The organism is Paenibacillus sp. 598K (assembly GCF_003851045.1).
Lineage (GTDB): Bacteria > Bacillota > Bacilli > Paenibacillales > Paenibacillaceae > Paenibacillus_D.
The window spans coordinates 7093-28969 of sequence record NZ_BFBX01000133.1 but is presented as its reverse complement, the minus strand read 5'-3'; the positions used below and the strand labels follow the sequence as shown (position 1 = coordinate 28969).

Genomic DNA, 21877 nt, shown 5'->3' with positions numbered 1-21877 from the left:
CTAGACGTCTTTTTCGCGGCCTATTTTGTTGACGAGCGAGACGACGATCAGACTGAACAGCAGGATCAGGATCGAGACGGCGCTGCCGTAGCCGAACTGTCTGCTCATAAATGCCGCATTGTACATGTAGACCGTCATGACCTCCGTCTGATGCGCCGGTCCGCCGCCGGTCAGGATCTGCACCAGGTCGAAGACGCGGAAGGAGTTGCTGATGCTGTAGATAACAGCGACGAGGATCGTCGAGCGGATCATCGGGATTGTAATGCTGAACACTCTGCGCAGCCCGGTCGCCCCATCCAGCTCCGCAGCTTCGTTGACCTCGCCGGGGATGCTCTGGAGCGCTGCCAGGAAGATGATCATATACAGGCCAAAGTTTTGCCAGATGTAGGCGACACTCAGCGAGATCATCGACCAGGACGGGTCGCCGAGCCAATTGCGCTGCCAGCTCTCCAGGCCGATCAAGCCGAGGAAGCCGTTCAGGAAGCCGTACTCCGTATTGTAGATCATGCCCCAGATGAGCGAGACCATAACCGAGGAGATAACGACGGGGATAAAGCCTACCGTGCGGAAAAAGCCTGCGCCGCGGAAGCTGCGGTTAAGCAGCAGGGCGATCGCCAGTCCGAGCGGGATCTGTCCGATGAGTCCGGTCAGCATGATGATGACGTTGTTTTTGACGGATAACCAGAAGATATCGTCCTCGAAAATTTTGCTGAAATTGCCGAACCCGACATACAGCTTGTCCGTAATGCCGTCCCAGTTGAAGAGGGAGTAGTATAGCGATAACCCGATCGGTACGATGGCGATACCGATGTAAATAATCAAGGACGGCAGCAAGCCTAGAAATATAGCCAGCTTGGTCCGTTTTAACGTATGCATAGTTCATCCTCCTGTTCTGCCAGTCGGCCTTCTAATGAAGAAAACCCGCTGCCGGGTTCTCTTCATTAGAAGTGCGGTGAACGCTCCGGGAGGTTCGTTGTAGCGCCGGATTGCGTTCACCACGCTTCATGGACTTGTTGTATTTATTGGGGCGATTGCAGATTACTGACCGAGCGCTTTCTGAGTGTCGGCAGCTACGCTCTCAGGCGTGCCTCTGCCTACTGTCAGCGCCTGCAGGCCATTTTCGAACTCCTTGGCTGCAGCCGTCGGGATGACTGCGTCGAATACCGCCGTCGTGCCTTTGCTGGTCAGCTCCATCATTTCTTTCAGGTACGGGCTTGCATCTGCAGGGATCTCGATATCGGCCGGGATCATGATGCCGACTTTGGTCAGGTCCTTGTACAGATCCTCGCTGACGAAGTAAGTCAGGAATTTCAGCGCCGCTTCATGCTTCGCCTCGTCCAGACCGCTCTTCATCGAGATGCCGAACTGCGATACGCCGGCGGCGATGCCAGGCTCGCCCAGTCCGCCTTCGACCGCAGGGAACAACGCGATGCCGAACTTCTCGCCTTCTTCATTGTTGATGCGGATACGTCCGTCTACCGTAGCGGAAGAGATATGCATCGCTGCCTTGCCTTGGATCAAGTAATCCTGTGCTTGGACAGAGTCCATGTTGTTGGCGTCCACATTGAAAGCTTCGAGCTTGGTCAGCTCGTCAATGACAGCTACCGCTTTGATGAACTGCGGGTCTTCGAAGGTAGCTTCGCCATTCACAACCTTCTGCAGGAAGTCAGGGCCTGCGAAGCGTTGCGTCAGCATCGACATGTACGACGATTGCAGCGGCCATTTTTCCTTGTTGCCGAGCGAGATTGGCGTAATGCCGGCTGCCTTCAGATCCTTGATCATCTGGATAAAGCCGTCGTACGTATCCGGGAAGCTGTCATGTCCGGCTTGCGCCAGCAGCTCTTTGTTGTAATAGATGATGTCGACGAAGTTTTGCTTGGTCGGGATTGCATACTGCTTGTCATGCTTGCTGTAGCCGACAAGCGAGCCTTCGCGCACCAGACCGTTCCAGTTGTCCATATAATCGTCGAGCGGGTTCAGCAGGTTGCCGCTAACGAGCGGATCGAGGTCGGCGCCGGGCCATACGACATTGATGTCGGCCAGGTTGTTTGCTGCTGCCAGCGTGAACAGCTTCGTTTTGTATTGTGCCGCGGCTACGCTGTCCTGCTCGATCTTGATGCCAGGGTTAGCTTCCTCGAATGCAGCGATACGCGCTTTGTATACATCGTTATCCGGGTTGGGAGCTGTCCACGGATGCATCATCGTCAGCGTGATTTGCTTTTCGCCGCCATTGTCGCCTGCTCCGCCTGTATTGCCTTTGTTATCGCTGTCGCTGCCGCATGCGGCGACGAATGCCATGACCCCGACCAATGCGGTGATCATCGAGACCCGGACTGTTTTTCTTTTTACCATGTCTGAACCCTCTTTTCTTTAGGATGTGTTAGATAAAATAACTTTTATCGAACGTTAAACGTTCGAATCATGTTATAAATAAAGTATATCGAACGATTCGAACGAGCTATATACCTCAAATCTATGATTATATCCGAGATTTTTTAGATCAAACCTCTAAATATCTGACATTCCTATTACAAAGGTCCTGATTAGTTTCTTTGCACCACTTCTGCAAGCGATTGCAAATGCGGCCCGTGAGACTAGGGAACTGCCTGCCTGTAAAACGGACCTCAATGTTGCCCGTAAGCTCGGCCCGCGGAACTAGAGCGAGGCCTGCAACTCCATGACATCGACTCGCGGAAAATAAATAAGTGAAAAAGTACCTTTATTTGCAGTAAAACCTCGCTCAAATCAGTAAATAAGTGCAAATATACACTTAATAGGAGACGAATCGCTTGATTTTTAATTATTTCCTGAAAACAAGTGCACATTTGCAGTTATATCATGTCCAAATGAAGTCCAGGGCCCAAATAAAGGTATTATTGCAGTTAGGGAGGGGACAAGCGCGCTGGAACCCCCTCCGCGAAAACGAAAATCGTACGTTATCTCAGCAGCACACTACTAAGTCGCCGGGTCGAAAATGTACTCTACCAACTCGTCGAGCGGCACCGTCGCCAGTGCGATCGCCGTATCGGTGACGCCATAGTAAATGTAGAGCAAGCCATCCTTCACCACATTGCCGGTCGGGAAGATGACGTTCGGAAGCTGGAAGCCAAACTTCTCATAGTATGTCTCCGGCTCCATAAAATAATTGTTCGTGCGCGCGATAATTTTTTCCGGGTTGTCCAGATCCAGCATGAGCGCCCCTACCCGGTATACCGTGTCGTAATCGACGCCGTGATAGAGCACGAGCCAGCCCTTGTCGGTCTTGATCGGAGGCGTCGAGCCGCCGATTTTCTTTTGCTCCCAGTCGCCGGCTCCGGCCTTGGCGAGCAGCTTGGGCTCCTCCCAATGGATCAGATCGTCGGAGTAGGTGATCCACATCGCCGCCTTCTCCGTGCCGTACGCCTCGCCGACATACTCCTCGGGGCGACGCAGCATGACATACTTGCCGTTCACTTTCTCGGGGAACAGGATGTTGTCGCGGTCGTTAATATCGAGCGGCGTCGTGTCGCAGAGGAACTCCCAGTGGATCAGATCCTTGGACGTCGCGATGCTCGAGCGGGTCAGCCAGTGGCCCTCCTCCTCGCCCCATCCGTCAGGATACTTGGGGAAGGAGCGCTCAGGGATGCCTGTGCCGGTCGGATAATAGTTCATCGCGCACGGACGCAGCGCGTAGTTCATGTAGAAGGTGTCGTCGATCTTGACGACGCGCGGGTCCTGTACGCTGCCATACGGGAAGCCGAGCTCGTCCGGCGTCAGGACAGGCTGGTCGGTCACATGCGTGAAGTTGACGCCGTCCTCGCTGACGAGCAGGCCGAGGTAGTTTTTGCAGGGCGTCAGCGAGCCTGCGGTCCGTTCGATCATATAAAATTTGCCGTCCTCGATAATGACTGCGGGGTTAAAAACCGTCGCCTTGCGCCATTCGTACAACCCGGGCACAACGATCGGGTTCTGTGGATGTCTTGTGATCTTCATAGGTCCTCCTGTTGTGGCTGAAGTATTGAACAAGCCTGTATGCTTTAAGTATAAGGAACCCCCCTCGCGCATTCTATCCCATAATCTATCGAAAACGTCCGACAGATTATCATTACCGGGCTGACGCGGCACGTAAGCTCGCTCGTCGAGCAAACGATTTCGCGCATCCGGGCACAGCAAAAACGCCCGCTCGCAGATACACGAGACAGGCGCTTTGCTTTGGATAATCAGCCCTACTTTGCCAGAGACGAGCCTATATATTGGTTTATTGCACCGTCACCCGAAGGACGGCGCTCTCGGTCGTACCCGCTGCATTGCTCAGCTCTGCCCGGTATTCATAGACGCCGGCCGAGCGGCCCGCGACCGTCGTGGCAGCGCTCTGGGCGCGTGGCGAGGCAGGGGTCAGCTGCTTCGTATCGATCAGCTCGCCATTCTCGTACAGCTTGTACGTCGTCGCATTGGTGCCCCACCACAGATTCATCGTCACCGTATAGTCGCCGTTCCGATCCCAGTTGTCGTGCGAGAGCGTCGGCTTGCCGGGAGAGGCGTCGGTTACGGTCACCGTATGCTGGCCGCAGGCGGTTATCCCGTGGCGGTTTTCCAGCTCGCAGGTGTAGATATAGGTGCCGTTGACTCGTCCCTGGATGACAGTGCTCGCCCGCTGGGCGGATGGCGTGGCGGCGGTCAGGCTCGCCTGGTCGATCAACTGGCCGTTCTCGAAGAGCCGGTAGGACGTCGCATTATCGCCCCACCACAGATTCATCGTGATCGTATAGTCGCCGTCGCGCAGCCCGGTGTCATGTCCGTTGTCATCCGAGAGCTGCGCTCGTCCCGGCTTGCCGGCTGCAGAGTCGACTGGCTCCGGCTCCGTCGGCGGCTGGACTTGCTCCAGCACTACATCGTCGATGAAGACCGTCCGGTCACCGCCAACGCCGACGCCTGCGAGGGTGATCGTATGCTCGCCTGCGCTCGCCGCGAACGTGTCGGTCTCATAGCGCTCGAAGCCGTCAGAGGCCGGGGTGAAGGTGCCGATCACGGTATCGTCGAAGCGCATCTCCACCGTCTGCTGGCCGCCGAAGCTGCGACCCGCCGCGGCGAAGCTGATCTTGTACGTCCCTGCCGTGAAGCGCACCTGCTGGGTAATCGTCGGCTGCGCTTCATTCTTCGTCTGCAGCAGCGCCGTCTGCACACCCTCCGGCGCAGTCGGCGCACCGAAGGCCGAGCCGTTGCGCTGAACGCCAGCGGTCTGTGTGAACGTCCAGCCGTGCGTCATCGGGCCGTTGCGCACAGACGTCGTCGCCGGCGTCTCGAAGCCGCCGTTGGCGAGCGTCGGCACGTACGGCGTCAGCGCGTCGCGAGCGGCGATCAACGCCGCCAGCGCGCCGTCGAGCTCGGCCTGCGAGGAAGCGCCGTGCAGCAGCAACGCTCGCGCATCATCGAGCGCGGCCGTCAGCGCTGCCCAGTTCGCAGCGGCATAGTCGCCCTCGGCGAGCTGCTCGCCCTCGATCTCGTCGACCTTGGCCTGCAGCGCCGCCGGATCGACCGCCGCGTCGATCAGCTCCACCTGGACATCGTCGATAAAGGCGGTGTTGTCGCCGCTCGTCGTCGTCACCTGGAAGCGGATCGTATGCTTGCCGGGCGCGGCGATCTCGAATACGTCTGTGCGGTACGGCTTGAACGCCCGCGTATCCGGGGTATAGGAGCCGATGACTGTGCTGCCGAGCAGCACATCGAAGCTCTGCTGGCCGCCAAAGTCGCGCTTCGCTGCCTCAAAGCTGAGGCGGAAGCTGCCCGCCGGGAAGCTGAGCGCTTGCTCAAACGAGCCCGCAACGCCGCCATTGGTCTGCAGCAGCGCCGTCTGCACGCCCTCTGGCGCTGTCGCCGCGCCGAAGGCCGAGCCGTTGCGCTGGATGCCCGCATTGCTGGTGAAGCTCCAGCCGTTGGTCATCGGGCCGGGACGGACGCCCCATGATGCGGTAATCTCCGGCGATTCGAATCCGGCATTGAGGAAGGCCGGCGCCTCCGGCGGCTTCGGCAGGCCGATCCGCACCTCGTCGATAAACGCCGTATTGTCCCCTGTATCCGACGTCGCGACGAACTTGATCGTATGGACGCCGCCGCTCGTCTCGAAGCTTGCGGTCGAGAAGGACGTGTAGACGCCCGACGGCGCGAACGAGCCGATTACCGTATCGTCGAAGTAGACGTCGAATGTCTGCTGCCCCCCGAAGCTTGTCCGGTTAGCCGCCATGAAGCTGACCGCATACGTGCCCGGCTTGAAGTTGATGTCCTGACTGATGACGCCGTTAATGCCGCTGTCCGTCTTCAGGAACGCCGCCTGGCGTCCGGCCGGTTGATGCGGCGGCTCGAAGGCATTGACCGCCGTCAGCACGCCCGCCCGCTCATTGAACGTCCAGCCATTGGTCATTGGCCCCTGTCGGACCGTGCTCACCTCCGGCTTCTCGAAGCCCGCGTTGTAGAAGGTGATAAGCGGCAGTTCGTCCGGGATATCCTCCGAATAGAAGCAGCGCTTCGCCGCATTCGGATTCGGATCGCCGAACACATCGTTGGAGCAGGCCGTGCCATTGGTCAGCACCGCATAGTTGAACAGTCCGTCGGCGCCATAGGCGACGACCGCTTCGCCTTCGAAGTCGCAGTAGCCATTCTCATACGTACAGAAGCTATATCCATCCGGCGCGTTGCTAATATCCTGGATGCGGTAGTAGGCTCGCGTCATGCCGGAGTCGGCCAGACCCGGCTTCACCGCGATCGCCTGGAATAGCTGGACCGTGCCGTTCTTCAGGATGACCGGCTTCGTATACGGCGTCGAGGCTGTCGTCGGCGTCGTGCCGTCGATCGTGTAGTAAATCTCAGCTCCCGGCGTCGCGCTCGTCACCGTCACTGCCTCGGCCGACGGGTAGACGCCGTACGGCAAGCTCAGCGTCGGCGCGTCAACGCGTGTGGAGAGCTGGCGCGGATTGACGGTGACCAGAGCGACATTGTACGCCTCCGGGTCGACCGTGCTCGCAGCCATCACCGCTACCCGCTGCTGCGTCTCCACATCTGGCGCGGTGTAGAGGCCGTTGGCGTCGATCGTCCCATTACCTTGGCCGACGACGCTCCAGACGATGCCGCCGCTGCCGTCGATCAGCTCGGCCGACAGCTGCAGCGTATCGCCGCCGTCGACGATCGGCTCGATCTGGTCGATCTGCACCTGAGCCTGCGACGGCTCAGTCGTGTAGACGATGACATTGTAAGCGTCGTCAACTGTCGCATCGGTAAAGCTCGTCGTTGCCGCGAAGCTGCCCGAGGCTGGAGCCAGCAGCGCATTGCCCTCGCGCTCGACATCGTCTCGGTACACATGCTTCACGAACGTCTTGCCGATGTTCGCTCCCTCGAAGTCGAAGGTCAGCTCCTTGGCCTCGCCGGCCTTGCTCTCGACCAGGATCGTGTACTCGCCGTCCGTCGTGCGGAACGCCGCAGCCCGCACATCGGCGGAGCCGGTATCTACTGCCAGTACGTCGCTGTGCGCCGGGATATAGCGCGACAGCAGCCCGGCCGAATAATACATGCGCTTCGGCGTCAGCCCCTGAAGGATCGAGTCCCACATCGTATAGTTGCCGTTGGTGTCGCCGTCCGGGTCATTGAGCCAGACGCCGTGCATCTGCCAGACGAGCGCCGACTTCAACCCCTCGTTGGCGGCGCGGATGACATGGTTGGCGAAGCCCGCGTCCCAGCCGCTCATATCGTCGCCCGACCAGCCGAACTCGGTCATATGGATCGGCTTGTCGCCTACCGCGTCGCGCCGCTCCGCGATCACCTGGCCGAGCTGCTCGTACGAGGAGCCGTAGACGTGGAAGCTGTAGCCGTCGATGTGCTCGTCCGCATAGTCGTGCATTAAGGCGGTCCACGCCGGCGCTCCCGTCTCCTCCGGCGCCCAGATCTCGATGCGGTCGCGCAGATTGTCCTCCTCCAGCTGCTCGCTGACGGCGATCAGCATGTCCGCATAGTATTGCATCTCATAGGCCGCCGTACCGCCCGTCTCGTAGTCCCAGCTGCCGTTAGGCTCGTTGTAGAAGGTCAGGTACTTGATATTGTCATAGCCGCGATTGTCGATCAGCTCGGTTAATGTCGCCGATGCCGTGCGGGCGTATGCCTCCAGATCGGCCGGGGCGCTCGTATACGGATCGACGCCGGGGATGCCGTACCAGTCGTGGATGGCGCTGCCGTTTTTCCAGCCGAAGTTGAATTCGATCTCCGTGCCCGCTTCCTTGAGCGCATCGAGATAAGGATAAAACGCTTTCATTTTGTCGCTGTCCCACGTATAGACGCCCTTCTCAGGCTCCACCCAGTCGACCTGGAACCAGACGCGAGCCACCTTCGGCCGGATCGTGCGCATCCGCTTGCGGTCGATCTCCCAGTGCGGCTGCTCGTAGCCGTAGCCGATCGATAGCGGCATCAGATTGCCGGGGATAATATTGACGCCAACGCCGAGGAAATCCTCGCTGATCACCTCATCGGTGTCGATGCTGATCGTATAGGGCGCGGCCGATGGCGCCGCCTGAGCGGTCAGCCATCCGGCCTGGCCCGGCGGCAGCGCCAGCGTGGCCAGCAGCGCGGCGGCGCTGGCCGTTGCTGCAAGTCGTTTTACCTTTTGGATCATATATTCCATCCTCTCCTTCGTCTCATCTTGCGAAGCCTTTTGCGGCAACTTCCTCTCTGGTGAAGGTTGGCCCTCTTTCAGCATAGAGGATTTGGCAAGCTATACCATGAACGATCTAACGAATCGCTTGAACGATTCGGGAGCCTTTCCACCAGGGATTGAACGATTTTTGGATCGGCTTGCCTTGGCCCGGCAGCGATCAGGCCTCGAGTCATGGATAGCAGCGTCAGCCGGTCGCTCGCGCGAGGGCAGGCTTCTCTGCGCACAGCTGCAGCCGCCAACTTGCGCGGTCCGGCGGCTCCATGCGCAGCCCCCAGTCACCGCGCGCAAGGGACGGCGGCATGACGGCGGTCGGCGACCATGCCTTCTGCACGCCAAGAAGCGGCGCAGGGTTATCCCCACGCCGCCTCTCATCACTTTTAACGCTATGCTCTACTGCGCGCTTATTTCACGCCAGCTGCCGCTCTGGCTTCCGTATACGCAGCTGTGTAATACTCGGTAATTTTTTCTGCGCCTGCGTCCTTGAACGCCTTGAGCGCCTCTTGCTTGTTCTTTTCGAATTCCGCTTCGTTTTTGGAGAGGATGATGCGCGCCGCGTGGCGTGCGCCAAGCTCCTTGAGCTGCGCCTCGATCTTGGTCAGCTCCTCGTCAAGCACCGGCGTGACGATCGTTGCCATCGCGACGATCTCGTCGTCCGACAAGCCTTGGTACGGCGTGCTGAAGTCGTTGTATTTGCCTTCCTCGACTAATTTCTGGACGACCTCGCCTGGATAGGAAGCGCCGTAGTGCTCGCTGAAGTCTTTTTCGAGCGCCGTCACGTTTTTGGCCAACGCATCGACCGTCGTGAACAGATCTACAGGCGTACCGGTAGCTGGATCTTCAACGCTCGAGCCGAGGCCGATCAGGTTGCGATCAAGCGCGATACCTGTCGATTCCCATGCCGCACCGCCTTCGTTTTTGAGGGTGAAGGTCGCGTCCTTCAGCACAGGCTTGCCATCGACCATCTCCCAATGCTCGCCCTCGATACCGCTATACATCGCTCTCGCGCCTTCGTAGGAATACAGATAGTTTAGGAACTCCATCGCTTTTTCCGGATTTTTCGAGCTCTTGGAGATCGAGTAGCTCTTGTCGGCCCAGCCGAGCGGTCCGACGCCGCCGCTCCACAGCAGCTTGCCGGCAGGAATGACGACATAGCCTTTGCCGTCCTTGGCATATTGCGAGTTGAAGTCGCCCATCGCCCATGTCGCAGGACCGACGACGAACTGACCGGCTGTCGCTTTCGCCAGATAGTCGTTATGCTTCATCGTCAGCGCGTCCGGGTCGAGCAGGCCGCGCAGATTCGCCTGGTTGTAGAACTCCATCGCCTTCCAGAACGAAGACTTCTCGTTCGTCAGGAAGTTAATGTATTGATCCGTGCCCTCCTCCTTCACCATGATATCGGTGTTGGCTGCGAGCTGCTGCGTCTCGAAGATGAACGGGATGCTGTACGGCCACAGTCCCCAGTCCTGCCACATCGAGACGCCGTAGATTTTTTTGCCGTCCTCGGTCGTCGGATGCTTGGCGACGATCTGCTCCAGCGCGTTCAGCAGGTCATCGGTGTTTTTGATCTCGGGCGTGCCGATCTCCTTGTAGTACTCCCAACGGATCGTTGGACCGATCGTCATCGTCTTCGCGACCGGGCTTGGCTTAGGCTGCACCTGCGGCGGCAGGAAGAATACCTTGTCCTGTCCAGCGCTCCAGTTTTTCTTGGAGTACTCGACAACGCCAGGCACATTGGCGGTGATGTCGCCGCCATGCGCAGCGAGCATATCGTCCATCGGCACGATCAGATTGCCTTCGATCAGTTGCTTGGCATATTTGTTCGGGTCGGCGCGGACGATATCCGGCAGGTCGCCCCCGGCGAGCATGACATTGAATTTATTGTCGTCGGCTTCGACGTATTCGATCTTGACGCCCACCTTGCGAGCGATTTCCTTGGCGATTACGCTATCAGGATACGTGTTCCATTTGGTGCCCGGTTCAACGACCAGTACGCGCAGCGTCGTCAGCTCCTGCGTCGTCTCCGCTGCCGGCTTCTCTGCGCCGGTGTTGTCCGTGCCCCCGTTGTTCGCAGGCGTCGTGCCACCATTGTTGCCGGAGCATGCGGACACCAGCATCGCCAGCGTCAGCGTCATCATCGCAGCGGTCCGTTTCAGCCCTCTTTTTCTCATTCGTGTAACCTCCCATGGATACTATCATCGTATATAATTATCAGCGCATTGCCCAGTTAATTATTGCCGGACGCCGTGCTGGATAATCCTCTTGCCGCGTTCTTCCAACCGTAAGCCCTTACAATCCGCCGCCAACAGCGGGAGCGATCCGCGCGCCTCGCGCGCCGACGCTCCCTGTTCAGGCAGCTCGATATGAATATGCGTTCGTTACCCTTTGACTGCGCCCATCATGATGCCTTTGACGAAGAAGCGCTGCAGCAGCGGGTAGACCAGCACGATCGGCAGCGTCACGAGCATCGTGATTGTCATCCGGATCGACTGCGGCGTCATCGACCGCGCCTCGGCATTTTGCGTCATCTCCTGCGTCGTCATGTTGGCGATGCTGTTCGACTGATTGAGGAAGTTGTATAGCACCAGTTGCAGCGTCTGCAGCTTCGGGTCCTCGACGAGGAAGAAGTTGTCGAACCAGGTGTTCCACTGCGCTACAGCGGCAAACACCGCGATGGTGGCGATGATCGGCATCGACAACGGGAAGATGATGCGGGTGAAGATGGTGAAGTACCCCGCGCCATCGATCTTCGCCGACTCCTCCAACGACTGCGGCAGCTGCTCGATGAACGTTTTGATCAGGATGACGTAAAATCCGGTCAGCGCCGTCGGCAGGATGTAGAGCAGGAAGTTGTTTTGCAGCCCGTAGGCCCGCATCGTCAGATACCACGGGATGAAGCCGGCGTTGAAGTACATCGTCACCAGCACGAACCGGTAGATCAGACGCCGCAGCGGCATCTCATGCTTGGTGATCAGATAGGCGAAAAACGAGCAGCTGAGCACCGTGATGATCGTACCGAATATGGTCCGCAGCAGCGACACGAGCGCCGCATCGGGCAACCCTCGCAAGCCGATCGTCGTCTTGTAGCTCTCCAGGGAGAAGCCCGCCGGCCACAGATAGACGCCCTTCTGCGCTTCGATCGAATCGCTGATCGAGTAGATGAAGATGTAATAGAACGGATAGACAGTAACGATAATGAGCAGCGACAGGAACAAATAGTTGGCGACGCTGAACATCATATCGGGAACGGACATTTTTCTTACCATGACTTGCTCACTCCTCCTCCTGCCTCAATCAGATGATACTCTCGCCTCTTATGCGCTTGGACAAGCCGTTAACCATGAACAGCAGCAGGACGCTGATGACCGACTTGAAGATCCCGACAGCCGTCGAATACGGATAATCCCGCAGTACCAGGCCAGTACGATACACGTACAGATCGAGCACCTCGATGCGGTCGGCGACCATGACGTTGGTGAAGACCAGGTATTGCTCGAAGCCCGCCGAGAGCAGGTTGCTGATGGACAGCAGGAGCAGCACGAGGAACGTCGGCATGATGCTCGGGATCGTAATGTGCCAGATGCTGCGGAAGCGTCCGGCGCCGTCCACCTTGGCGGCGTCGTATTGCTCGCTATCGATGCTGACGATCGCTGCCAGATAGATGATCGCGCTCCAGCCGACCGTCTTCCACACCAGCAGCATCGTCTGCACCGACCAGACACGGTCCGAATTGCCGAGGATATTCAGCGGCTCGCTGATGATGCCGAGATTCATCAGGATCTGGTTAAGCGCGCCCTCCGAGCTCAGCATGCTGAACGCCAGCGAGAATACGATGATCCAGCTGATATAGTTGGGCAGCGTCGACGTCGTCTGGACGAGTCGCTTGAACCACTCGACCTTGACCTCCGATACGAGGATCGCCAGGATGAGCGGCAGCGGCGCGGTCAGGATCGCCAGGAAACTGAGCGCCAGCGTATTCGTGAGCACCCGCACCATCTGCGGATCGGAGAGCATCGCCCGGAACGTATCCAGACCGGTGAACTCTGCCTGCGAGAGTGGGATGCCGGGCCGATAATCGAAGAAGGCGTAGATCCAGCCGAACAACGGGACATAATGAAAGGCAAACGCTAGCAATACAAAAGGAATGGCCATTAACAGCAGCTTGATGCCGTCGCGGCGGAACGTCCCGCTCTTGCGGCGCTTGGCCGCGGGAGCCGCTTTGGCCTTGGCTTGTTTTTTGGATTCGTATACGGTCTCCATCGCTTGACTCCTCTTCTTGGCGCTGATTTATACTCCTATCTTACTGCCCTGCGCTGCCTGGCAAAATGAACGATCTACCGATTCCATTGAACGATCTATCTCTCTTGAAAAGAAGGCGACGCGAGGTTGAACGATTTTGCGATTCGGTTGAACTGCCAAAACAAAAATCAGCCCCCACGCTCGTGGAGGCTGATTCCTTAGTGTTGGGACGGTCCTTGCTTCTGTGTCGACGGTAGACGAACGACAACCTCGGCGCCGCGTTCACGCGGCTCGAAACGCAGGCCATATGCATCGCCGAAGTACAGGCGGATGCGCTTGTTCACATTGTGCAAGCCTATGCCGGTGCCCCCGCCAGCGCTGCTGCGCGGACCGCCGGATGCACCCTCGTGCTGACTCGCGCTGCCTGATCCGCTGCGCTCTGCGGCTGACGGCCCGCGCCGCGCGTCGGCGCCGCCATGCGCACCTGCGCCCGCCTCGCCGCTGCCGGACGCAGCCTGGCTGCCGTCCGCCGGAGTGCCACCCGCCTCGCCCTCGCTGCGGCGCTCTCCCGCCTCGAGCTGGCGGTTCAGCTCCGCCAGCTTCTCCCGGGACAGCCCCGCGCCGGAGTCGATGACATGGATGCGCAGCTCCTCGTCATCGCTTTCCGTACGGATCACGATACGAATCGCATACTCCTCGCCCTGCTTGGCGGCGGAGATCGCATTTTCGACCAGCGGCTGCAGGATGAAGCGCGGCACCTGAGCGTTCAGATGCTCCGACGCGACCTCCAGCACGAACTCGACACTATTGTTGAAGCGCCAGTTAATAATTTTGACGTAGTTCTCGAGATACTTCAGCTCGTCCGCGAGCGTGCACATCGCATCCTTGCTCGTGAAGGCCGGACGGAGGATGTTGCCGAGCGCGACGATGCTGCTGACGATGTTGTCCGCCTTGATCATCGAGGCCATCCAGCGGATCATGTTGAGCGTATTGTAGAGGAAGTGCGGATTGATCTGGTATTGCAGCGCCTCGATCTCCAGCTCCCGCTTCTGCTCCTGCATCGCGTTGTTTTTGTCCACCAGGTCGACGATGCCGAGCGACATCTCGTTGAAGCGCCGGATGACTGTGCCCAGCTCGTTGTCCGGCACCTCGTCGAAGGTTACGCCGAGCTCGCCCCGGCCCATATTCTTCATCTTGTCCGACAGATCAAGCAGCGGCCGCGTCATCCGCTTCAGCCAGACGTACGTCGTCGCGAAGATGACGCACAGGCTGATCAGGAAGACGAGGATCATCATCCGCTGGATGCTATACACCTGCTCGCGGAACAGACTGAGCGGCACCTCCTTCATCGCGTACCAGCCGGCGTCCTCCAGCTTGTAATAGACGACCTGCACCGGCGTCGGCTCGGCCGTCGCATCGTAGCTGCCATAGTCGCCAGGCTCGCCACCGGCCTGCGGTACGTACGGGCTGGATGTCCCCACGCGCTCCGGCCGACTGCTCGAGACGATGATGCCCTGGTCGTTGACGATATACATATCGCCGTCCTCCCCGTCCAGCGAGCTGGCGTAGATCGAGGCAAAGTAGCGTTCGTCGACATTAAAGATGAGCGTCGCCGACACGCGCGGATCGTAGATCGCCCGCGTGCCGCGCATCATCGAGATGACCGTGCCGCCCGTCTCGGCGGTCTTGTACGGATTATAAAACGACTCATGGAACGCACCTTCGACGATCAGCTTCGGATACTCCGCCTGCGAACGCAGATATGCCTCCGAGGTGAAGAAACGCGCCTTCCACTCCGCATCCGAGTGGACCAGGGTCGTCATGCCCGTGCCGCCGACGACGCCTTGATTCTCAGCCGTCAGGTAGATCGAGTGCACATACGAATAGTTGTCGATAAAAGTCGCGATGCGGGCGTGCAGACTGTTCTTGTAATCCAGAAACTCCAGCTCGCTCTTCTCCGACAGGTTGACCAGCAGATCCTGAATCTCGTCGTCGCGCAGGAACAGGCTGGATAGCCGATCGACGTCGCTGATCAGACTATGGACGTTGTGGTCGAGCTGCTGGAACTGCTGGTACAGGAACCGCTCGTTCTGGTCCCGGATCATCTCCTGCATATACGAGTAGATGTAGTACGAAGCCGCCATCAGCACGAGCAGACTCGTCACCATGAAGCTGATGATCAACTGCGTGCGCAGGCTCTGAAACCGGCCCAGCAATTTCATCTCGCATTCCCCGTTCCCGACAGCCATTGTCTGCGATATTCATTCGGATTAAGCCCCGTCACCTTCTTGAACACCTTGCTGAAGTACGTATATTCCGGCGAAAAGCCGACCTGCACCGCGATATCGTACGACTTCAGCTGCGTGCCGGTGAGCAGCTCCTTGGCCCGCTCGATCCGGTACCGATTCAGATAATCGACAAAGGAGATTTGCAGCTCTTTTTTGAACAAATTGCTCAAGTAGCTGAGCGACAGGCTCACATGATCGGCTACCATCTGTAGACTAATATTGTGCATATAATGCTGCTTAATATACTGAATCGCCTTTGTAATCTCGCCGCTCATATGCAGCTGGCTGCGCGACTGCTCGGCCAGCTCGCTGGCGTAGCCGCTCACCTGTCCCAGCATGTCCGGCAGCGTGTCGGCCTGCTCGAGCTGCTCAGTGATGCTGACCAGCAGCGCCTTCTCGCCCGGCACATCGTCGTAGAGCGCGGTCCCGAGCCACTGGGTCAGCTGCAGCAGCACGATCTCCAGCGGCTTGCGCGGGCCGTCCAGCCCGTGCTCCAGACTGTCGATGAACGACTCGTACTCTTGCCGCTTCATCGGCGACAGCAGCGCGAGCAACGCTTCATGCTCTCGCAGCTCGGCCAGCAGCTGGCGCACCTGCTGCGTCGAGGGGCGACGATCCGGCCAATGCAGCTGGCCGATGCCGGCCAGGAACTTGCCCTCGAGCGCCTGCTGCGCCTGGGCGTACAGCTTGGGCAGCTGGCGATAGCCGCCCTGCACCGTGCTGATGCCAAAGCTGGCCGAGCCATTAAAGTACGTACGGATCGTCTCGCGGATATGGTGGAGGACAACCTGCAGCTCCTGCTGGATCGCTTGCTCCGAGGTCAGATCGCCGAAGCTGAAGAGGAGCAGATAGCGCTTCTCGTCGAGATGAAAGGCTTCGCCCCGCTTATGGCCCTGGGTCAGCTCTCCGAGCAGATTCATCAGCGTCATCTGGATCAGATGCCCTTGCTCGTCCTTGAACTTCTCCCGCAGCTGCGGGTAGCGGTCGAGCTCCATCACGACGGCCGCCAGTCGTCCGGGCTCCAGACGCAGTCCGTGCCGCTTCGCAAATGAGCCGAATTCGTCGGCGTTGAAGATGCCGTAGAACAGGAAATCCTTGAGCATCTTCTCCTTCAGCAGCGCCAGGTTGGCCGTCGAGAGCTCCGGCTCCTCGACCGCAGCCGGACGCTCCTGCTGGCGCAGCTCCTCGCCCACCCCCTCGAGCACGCCGCCGATCTCCTCCTCCGTCATCGTCAGCTTGACGATATAGTTGGAGACGCCGAGCGCCACCGCTTTGCGCGCCAGGTCGAACTCCTCGAGACAGGAGAGGACGACGATGCGTGTCTCCTTGTCCTGCTGACGGATGCGGGAGATCAGCTCCATCCCGTCCATTCGCGGCATCCGGATATCGGTGATGACCAGATGCGGACGCTCCCGCTCGTATACCTCCCAGGCCGCCTGCCCGTCGGGCAGGTCGGCGACCACCTCCATGCCGTAGCGCTCCCAGTCGACCGAGCTCTTCAGTCCGATGCGGACGAGCATCTCGTCCTCGACGATGATTACCTTGTACATCCTCTCGCCTCCTCCCTCAGACAGAGCACCCAGTCCTCGCCGCGACCGCTCGTCGGCGCGTAGAACCGCTGCACCCCGCCGCCCTTAATCACGCCTGCGTCGGAACGACTGCCGTCGCGCGGGTCGTACCAACTCGCCCGCACAGCTCCGCCTCCCAGTCGGTCCAGACATATATCGATATAGAGGCCAAACGGCGTATAGACGAGCGCCTCTCCGCCATTGCGGGCAGCGACGCAATGCGCCGCGCCTGCCAGATTGGCCGGCAGCAGCTCCTGGTCCGGCGTCAGTCGACCCCAGCCGCCACTCTCCAGCAGCGCCCGCAGATGTCGCATCTGTTCGGCGCCGGGACGGAGCAGCGCCTCCTTCCACGACATGATGATGTAGACGCCCTGCTCCTCACAGACGGCGGAGGCGTACATGCCGTCGCTCATCGACCAGACCGAATGATGCCCGTACGTATGGCCGCATGCGCCGGAGAGCGCCGCATAATACGCAGCCCTGCGCACATCGGCCGCGTCGAAGTACCCAAGCTCCGCCCGGAAGGCGATCGGATGATCCTCATAGCACGGCTCGCCGTCCAGCACCGGACGAACCGGCATCCGAGCATAGTCACGCTGCACGCGCAGGTGGTTGGTGATCTCGGCCTCGCCGTGACCGGACTGGATCATATGGAAGTCCAGCCAGTCTCGATCATGGACATAGTCGGCCGAGGTCGCCGCGCCTGGCGGGTGGAACGTCATCAGGTGGTGTCCGCCGTCGCCCTCGCGCAGTCCGGCTGCCATCCGGTCCACGATCTCGCGATGCCGCTCGCTCTCTAGCGGACGGTCGCCGCCGAGTACCCAGATCAGATTGGCCCGATCGCGATAGCGCTCGCCCAGCCAGCGCCCGTAAGCGTATGCATGATCCGGCGCGAACAGCTCCGGCCCGATGCCCCACTTGCGGTTGAATTTGTCCCCCCAGGTCGGCAGGAGCGCGATGTAGATGCCCCGCTCGGCCGCCAGCTCGATGACCGCATCGACATGATCCCAGTACGAATATGGGCCGTCCGTATCTGCCCGCAGCAGGTCGGCACGGGGCCTGGCGTCATAGTCGGGCAGCGCTTGCAGATTCTGCGCTGCATCAACTGCGGCCGAGCGATCTTCGGACGCCGGAGCCTGTAGCGCCGACGCTGTGTCGGCGGCTGTGTCGAGGCTGCCCTCCTGCCTCGACTCGCCATGAACCGATTGCGCATCTAGTTGACCCATCCCAGCTCCGACACCCTCCACCGGATGCAGCGGCAACCGCCCGTAGGCATTAGGCTTACGGATGCCATCGAGCTCGGCCAGCGCCACCGCCTGGACAACCGTGAAGCCCTGCTCGGCGCGGATATCCAGATATACCTCGGCTTCCTCGCGGGTCAGCTTGTGGAACAGCTCCCAAGCCGTATCGGCCAGCCAAAAAAACGGCGTCCCGTCCGCCTGCTCCAGATACCTCCCGCACCGGCTGACCGCCAGCGACTGCATTGCCTCTGTCATAGGGCTCCCCCGTTCATCTGTTCGTATATCGTGCCTCCATTATACGGAGGGGGCCACGCGGCGGCAATAATCCGATTTCAACCCGGCTTGACTTTTGTTAACCTGCTGCATTCCGGCATAAGCCAAGACCGGTTCGTCATATGTACCAATACAACTGTTGAATTCAGCCCAGGAGAGGAGTCACGCTTATGAAACCATCCGACCGTACCCCGCGGCCTGCCAGTTCGATCCCGCAGCCGATCCGCAGCGATGGCGCCGGCAACGTTGATTGCGGCCCAAGGGATATTATGCGCGACCGTCAAAATCCCGATCTGCTCGTCCCTCCGAAGACCGATGCCGGACTCGTTCCGAACCTGCGTTTCTCGTTTTCGGACACGCATATGCAGCTTAATCACGGCGGCTGGTCTCGAGAGATCACGGTGCGCGATCTGCCGATCGCTACGACGCTGGCCGGTGTCAATATGAGTCTGACGCCGGGCGGCGTCCGCGAGCTGCACTGGCATCAGCAGGCCGAATGGGCCTATATGCTGCTGGGCAGCGCACGCATCACCGCCGTCGACCAGCAGGGCCGCAATTTCATCGCCGATGTCGGTCCCGGCGATCTGTGGTACTTCCCCCCAGGCATCCCGCACTCGATCCAGGGTCTGGAGGAGGGCTGCGAGTTTCTTCTCGTCTTTGATGACGGCAGCTTCTCGGATCTGAACACCTTGTCGGTCTCCGACTGGTTTGCCCATACGCCGCCGGAGGTGCTGTCGGCCAACTTTGGCGTGCCGGAGACGGCCTTCCGCGACATCCCTCGTCAGCAAGTGTACATCTACCAGGACGAGGTGCCCGGACCGCTAGAGAGCCAGCAGGTGCAGTCCCCTTACGGCGCTGTGCCGCAGAGCTTCACGCATCGGCTGATGGCGCAGCCGCCGCTCCGGACGCCGGGCGGCAGCGTGAGGATCGTAGACTCGACCAACTTCCCGATCTCGCGGACGATCGCCGCCGCCCTCGTGGAGATCGAGCCGGGCGCGATGCGGGAGCTGCATTGGCATCCCAATGCAGACGAGTGGCAATACTATCTGACCGGTCAGGCTCGGATGACCGTGTTTGCCGGCGACGGCTCGGCCCGCACCTTCGACTATCGGGCAGGCGATGTCGGCTATGTGCCTTTTGCCCAGGGACACTATGTCCAGAATACCGGCACGGAGACGGTCTGGTTCCTTGAAATGTTCAAAAGCGACCGCTTCCAGGACGTCTCGCTCAACCAATGGCTGGCGCTCACCCCGCAGCAGCTCGTCGCCAGCAACCTGCATGTCGGCCCTGCGTTGCTGGACCACCTCCGCAAGGTCAAGTGGCCGGTCGTCCGCTACCCCGGCTTCGGTTTCACCTCCGACAGCCCTGACACGTAACGAACGACGACCCCGCATTCGATTTTGTGGGTGCGGGGAAATTTTTTTAAGTCAAAGACTTGAATTTTGTACTAATCCGAGTATAATACTAGGTATATAAATTGCAGCAAGGGAGCATTCTGATATGACAACTACACCAACTACCATTGCACGGGCCTGGACGGACGATTATCTGGATCTTCTGAATTATGCACGCCGGATCGGAGATCAGATATGGTATGACGAGTTGTTGAGCAGGCTGCAGGACCGCGATCGGCATATCGAGAGGGAGGCGCAGTTTTCGAAGCGCGAGCATCTCTGGAGCTCCTTTGACGAGATCAATCGCAGGATGTTGGACTTGTACAAGCAGATGCACATGAGTCAGGAAAGCATGAAGCAACGGCTGCGGGATCAGCTCTTCGAGCTAAGGGAGGAACGGGTGCGGATCAGTTTGGCGCTTCGTAAGGGATAACGCGGGGAACAGCTAAAAAACACAAAAAACAGGCATGCAGTGGTCTGCTCCGCCTGATGAATACAGCGCCGCCGAGAAGCGGCAACCTATGAAGTCTTCCATCGTCTCGGTTCTTAAACCGATGCTTGCTTCATCTCGCGCATCATATTCATCATCATCGTCATCTTCTCGTCGCAATCCTGCATGCGGGACATCATCATCTCGGTGTCCATGCCTTCCATTCCCATCGACATCATGCAGTCCATCATCATCTTCATGGTGTTCATTTTGCACATCATTTCTTCCATACACATGTTCATCATCATCTGCATGTTCATGTTCATCATCATGTTCATGTCCTTTTCCATCGTTCCATCTCCTCCCAAATCTTGGCTACCTGTACAGCATACTATAGCTTGTCCATTATTTCAAGTTATTTGTTGACTTTTTTTGCCCCTTGTTGTATAATACCCAATTCCCTATATGATAGATAGGATTAGACAGGTATAAACTGCCGAGGGGGACTTGATCTCGTCAAGCCCCTCGGCTTCGTGCGCCTGCACTCGTGCCACTCCCCTGCAAACTCCTACCTCCGGCTATCCCGATACTGCTGCGGCGAGAGGCCGGTATACTTGCGGAAGAAGCGGGTAAAGTACGCAGGCGACTCGAAGCCGACCTCGCGGGTAATGTCCTGAATGAGGCGCTCGCTCTCTGCGAGCCGTTGCTTGGCCCGCTCCAGCTTCATCTCCATTATATGCTCCGTCAGGTTATGTCCTGTCAGCTGCTTGTACACCCGCGACAGATAGACCGGACTGAGCGACACGACCTCCCCAAGCCGCACGAGCGACAGATCGCCGCCCAGATGCTCCTCTACGTACGCATGCAACTCCGCGATTAGCTGCTCCTCCTGCCGTTGCCGACTCTCCTCCCGTACCGAATGCAGCCACCCCGCGAGCTCTGCCAGAAAGACCGTTGCTTCCTCCCAGGAATGATGCGACTCGTACCGCATCAGCCGTTCATAGGCTGGTCGCTCCGCCGCCTTGGACTCCAGCCGTTGCGAGTCGACATAGCCGAGCATCAGATTGGCCAGCCCATAGTAGACCAGCCGCGGCAATGTCGGATAGCGCTCCGCCGCCTCGCCCACTTGGCTCATCAGCTCGTAATGGCGGCTCAGATACGCCTCTGTCTCGCTGCTGTAGAGCAGCTCCCCGAGCCGATCGAGCTCACGCCGCCAGCGATGGCGCAGCTGCTCCGCGAGCGTCTCATCCGGCTGCCGCTCGGCCGACCAGGACAAGACCTCCGCTGACCCGGCGAGACCACGACTATACTGTAGCCGCAGCGCCTCGAACCGCTCGCCGACACGCGCCCAGTCCACCGCTTCCTGGGCAGCAGCGATGCGCAGCGATCGCTTCAATAGCTGACGACAGGTCGACTGAACCGTCTCAAGACTGCCGTGGACGAAGCGGATCAGTCGATCCCATGTCTCCGGCGTCGCCCGGTCGTTGCCCGCAAGGATCTTCTCCCCAGCGCGTACTGTGGCGAGCAGGTCGACATCAGCCGCTCCGTCGGCATCGGCAACAGCATCGTGATGGATGATAGGCTGGATAAACCAGACGAGCCGGTCGCGCTCCAGCCCGCAGCAGTATACAGCGGAAGCGCGACCGAGGATCTCCTCCGAGATGTTCTGAGCGGCGTACCGCATGAGCGAACGGGCGGCCAGATCGTCCTCGCCCGACTCTGGCTCGCCCAGCGCGCCGAAGAGCAGCAGCACTGGCAGCTCCGCCGACAGCG

General features: G+C 59.3%; 14 protein-coding genes. 2 read left to right on the top strand and 12 right to left on the bottom strand.

Going from position 1 to position 21877, the window contains the following annotated elements:
- The 10 genes from PA598K_RS30285 to PA598K_RS30240 form a co-directional block, all read right to left on the bottom strand.
- On the bottom strand, positions 1–876 hold the full coding sequence (locus PA598K_RS30285; protein ID WP_128660518.1) for a carbohydrate ABC transporter permease: 876 nt from the start codon (positions 874–876) through the stop codon (positions 1–3).
- Between the two features lie 162 nt (positions 877–1038).
- Complete coding sequence (locus tag PA598K_RS30280; protein WP_128660517.1) at positions 1039–2352, bottom strand: extracellular solute-binding protein; 1314 nt, start codon at positions 2350–2352, stop codon at positions 1039–1041.
- Positions 2353–2955: 603 nt separating this feature from the next.
- Positions 2956–3972: a glycoside hydrolase family 130 protein gene (locus PA598K_RS30275; protein WP_128660516.1), complete on the bottom strand. Its 1017-nt coding sequence runs from the start codon at positions 3970–3972 to the stop codon at positions 2956–2958.
- Between the two features lie 265 nt (positions 3973–4237).
- Positions 4238–8632 (bottom strand): chitobiase/beta-hexosaminidase C-terminal domain-containing protein, encoded by a 4395-nt coding sequence (locus PA598K_RS30270; RefSeq protein ID WP_185602316.1) that lies wholly within the window; start codon positions 8630–8632, stop codon positions 4238–4240.
- A gap of 443 nt (positions 8633–9075) precedes the next feature.
- A complete protein-coding gene (locus PA598K_RS30265) occupies positions 9076–10842 on the bottom strand; it encodes an extracellular solute-binding protein (protein ID WP_128660514.1) in 1767 nt (588 codons plus the stop codon).
- A 207-nt stretch (positions 10843–11049) separates the two neighbouring features.
- Positions 11050–11937, bottom strand: a complete 888-nt coding sequence (locus PA598K_RS30260; protein WP_128660513.1) for a carbohydrate ABC transporter permease — start codon at positions 11935–11937, stop codon at positions 11050–11052.
- Positions 11938–11965: 28 nt separating this feature from the next.
- Positions 11966–12931 (bottom strand): ABC transporter permease, encoded by a 966-nt coding sequence (locus tag PA598K_RS30255; protein WP_128660512.1) that lies wholly within the window; start codon positions 12929–12931, stop codon positions 11966–11968.
- A gap of 197 nt (positions 12932–13128) precedes the next feature.
- On the bottom strand, positions 13129–15132 hold the full coding sequence (locus PA598K_RS30250) for a cache domain-containing sensor histidine kinase (protein ID WP_128660511.1): 2004 nt from the start codon (positions 15130–15132) through the stop codon (positions 13129–13131).
- Positions 15129–16748: a response regulator gene (locus PA598K_RS30245; protein ID WP_128660510.1), complete on the bottom strand. Its 1620-nt coding sequence runs from the start codon at positions 16746–16748 to the stop codon at positions 15129–15131. The genes PA598K_RS30250 and PA598K_RS30245 overlap by 4 nt, the downstream gene beginning before the upstream one ends.
- Positions 16736–18262: a glycoside hydrolase family 140 protein gene (locus tag PA598K_RS30240; protein ID WP_260405690.1), complete on the bottom strand. Its 1527-nt coding sequence runs from the start codon at positions 18260–18262 to the stop codon at positions 16736–16738. Before PA598K_RS30240 ends, PA598K_RS30245 begins: the two co-directional genes overlap by 13 nt.
- Before the next feature lie 188 nt (positions 18263–18450).
- On the opposite strand from PA598K_RS30240, the gene PA598K_RS30230 reads away from it, so the two are divergent.
- Together PA598K_RS30230 and PA598K_RS30225 are read left to right on the top strand one after the other, a co-directional pair.
- Positions 18451–19656, top strand: a complete 1206-nt coding sequence (locus PA598K_RS30230; RefSeq protein WP_128660509.1) for an oxalate decarboxylase family bicupin — start codon at positions 18451–18453, stop codon at positions 19654–19656.
- A gap of 124 nt (positions 19657–19780) precedes the next feature.
- Entirely contained in the window at positions 19781–20107 is a 327-nt protein-coding gene (locus PA598K_RS30225) for a hypothetical protein (RefSeq protein ID WP_128660508.1), read from the top strand.
- Between the two features lie 113 nt (positions 20108–20220).
- Here the strand turns inward: PA598K_RS30225 and PA598K_RS30220 are convergent, their stop codons facing one another.
- Both PA598K_RS30220 and PA598K_RS30215 read right to left on the bottom strand, forming a co-directional pair.
- Complete coding sequence (locus PA598K_RS30220; RefSeq protein WP_376739094.1) at positions 20221–20454, bottom strand: hypothetical protein; 234 nt, start codon at positions 20452–20454, stop codon at positions 20221–20223.
- A 218-nt stretch (positions 20455–20672) separates the two neighbouring features.
- Positions 20673–21877: helix-turn-helix domain-containing protein (locus tag PA598K_RS30215; RefSeq protein WP_185602315.1), on the bottom strand; the 1205-nt coding region annotated here is incomplete at its 5' end.